The organism is Mesorhizobium sp. M7D.F.Ca.US.004.03.1.1, from assembly GCF_003998635.1.
Taxonomy (GTDB): domain Bacteria; phylum Pseudomonadota; class Alphaproteobacteria; order Rhizobiales; family Rhizobiaceae; genus Mesorhizobium; species Mesorhizobium loti.
Genome location: NZ_RZQG01000951.1, coordinates 1 through 2,186, shown reverse-complemented (window position 1 = coordinate 2,186; position 2,186 = coordinate 1). Strand labels below are relative to the sequence as shown.

Annotated in this window: 3 protein-coding genes; 2 read left to right on the top strand and 1 reads right to left on the bottom strand. The window is 63.2% G+C overall.

All coding sequences use genetic code 11. The features are described from left to right. On the top strand, positions 1–755 hold a 755-nt coding region (locus EN935_RS32375; protein ID WP_245489111.1), incomplete at its 5' end, for an SDR family NAD(P)-dependent oxidoreductase. 125 nt (positions 756–880) lie between these two features. Beyond that, positions 881–1,717 (top strand): sulfite exporter TauE/SafE family protein, encoded by an 837-nt coding sequence (locus tag EN935_RS32370; RefSeq protein ID WP_127265378.1) that lies wholly within the window; start codon positions 881–883, stop codon positions 1,715–1,717. A 36-nt stretch (positions 1,718–1,753) separates the two neighbouring features. Here EN935_RS32370 and EN935_RS32365 read toward each other — a convergent pair. Next, positions 1,754–2,186 (bottom strand): HlyD family efflux transporter periplasmic adaptor subunit (locus EN935_RS32365; RefSeq protein ID WP_127374039.1); only part of this gene is annotated, 433 nt, incomplete at its 5' end.

Genomic DNA, 2,186 nt, shown 5'->3' with positions numbered 1-2,186 from the left:
GCATTTTCATGACTGAACGGCTTGCGGGAAAGACGGCCCTGGTTACGGGCGCCGCGCAGGGTATCGGCAAGGCGATCGCCGCGCGGCTTGCCGCCGACGGGGCAACCGTCATCGTCAGCGACATCAATGCCGAAGGCGCCAGGGCGGCGGCCGCGGCGATAGGCGGAAAGGCGAGGGCGATCGCCGCCGACATTTCCGATCCGGCATCGGTCAAGGCACTTTTCGCCGAAATCCAGGCCCTGACCGGGGGCATCGACATCCTGGTCAACAATGCCAGCATCGTGCCGTTCGTCGCCTGGGACGATGTCGATCTCGACCATTGGCGCAAGATCATCGACGTCAATCTGACCGGCACCTTCATCGTCAGCCGCGCCGGCACGGACCAGATGCGTGCGGCAGGCAAGGCCGGGCGGGTGATCAGCATCGCATCCAACACCTTCTTTGCCGGCACGCCGAACATGGCGGCCTATGTCGCGGCCAAGGGCGGCGTCATCGGCTTCACCAGGGCGCTCGCCACAGAACTCGGAAAGTACAACATCACCGCCAACGCGGTGACGCCTGGCCTGATCGAGAGCGACGGCGTCAAGGCGAGCCCGCATAACGAGGCGTTCGGCTTCGTCGAGATGCTTCAGGCGATGAAAGGCAAGGGGCAGCCGGAACATATCGCCGATGTGGTTTCGTTCCTGGCCTCCGACGATGCGCGCTGGATCACCGGCCAGACGCTCAATGTCGACGCCGGGATGGTGCGCCACTAACCAAAAGCGCATCCCAAAAACGCTACAACACTTCTGGGCGACCTGCATTTTGGGTCGCAACAGCGGATGAGCGCGGCCGCGTCCGCAAGGCCGTGCCGCAAATGGCCAATCAAAGGGAAATCATAGTGGACTTCGGATTCGACACGTCGATGTTCGACGGGCTGACGATTGCAATGCTGGTCGCCGGTCTGGCCATAACCGGCGTGGCGTCCGGCGTGCTGGCCGGCTTGCTGGGCGTCGGCGGCGGTATCGTCATCGTCCCGGTTTTGTTCTGGGTGCTCAGCCTGTTTCACTTTTCGCCTGCTGTGACCAGCCATCTGGCGGTCGCGACATCGCTTGCGGTTATCATTCCCACCTCGATCTCGTCGATGCGGTCACACAACAAGCGCGGCAATGTCGATCGGCCTCTGCTCAGTCTGTGGGGGCCGGCTATTTTCGTCAGCGCGCTGATCGGCGGCATCATGTCGAAATTCATCCCCGGCGCCGGCCTGCGGCTGGTCTTCGGCGTCGTCGGCCTGCTGGTGGCCGTCAACATGGCGTTGCCGAAGCACCTTGTGATCTCCGATCACCTGCCGCAAAGCGGTTGGATCAACCGTGCGATCGCCTCCGTCATCGGCTTTGTCTCTTCGCTCATGGGAATTGGCGGCGGCACGCTCTCGGTGCCGGCGCTTTCCAGCTTTTCCTTTCCGGTGCACCGGGCCGTCGGCACATCGTCGGCGCTTGGCCTGCTCATCGCGCTTCCGGCTGTGGCCGGCTTCATCTGGTCGGGTCTCGAGATTGCCGGCAGGCCTCCGCTCAGCCTGGGTTACGTCAGCCTGCCGGCCGTTGCCATCATAGCGCCCGTGAGCTTTCTGTTCGCACCCTTGGGTGCAAGGCTCGCCCACGCGCTCAACCCGCGCTATCTGAAACTTGCCTTTGCGTTTTTCCTGGCAATCACGGCCGGGCGAATGTTGCTTTCCTGAATTTCGTTGGCCTGAATCCCGTTGGGCGGCCTACGGCTATTTTTCCCGCATGGCCCGGCGGAAGTTCTGCGTGATCGGTTCGGCGAGGTAAGAAAGCACGGTGCGAGCACCCGTCCGGATCATCGCCTCGCTCGACATGCCGGGCAGCAGCTTGCGGCCCTCCAGCTTGGCGAGTTCGCTCTTGTCGATCAACACGGTCGCGGCGAAATACGGTGCCCCGCTGCGTTCGTCCACCATGCGGTCAGCCGATACGATCTCCACAACGCCGTCGAGCGGCGGCAGGTTGTAGCGGGCGAAGGCCGGGAAGCTGACGTGCGCCGGCTGTCCGGGGGCGATCGTCTCGACATCTTCTGGCTTGACCATAGCCTCGACCACGAGTTGTTGTCCGAGCGGCACGATTGTCATCAATGTCTCACCGGGTTTCACGACCCCGCCCGCCGTGTGGACCTTCAGGTCCATGACGATACCG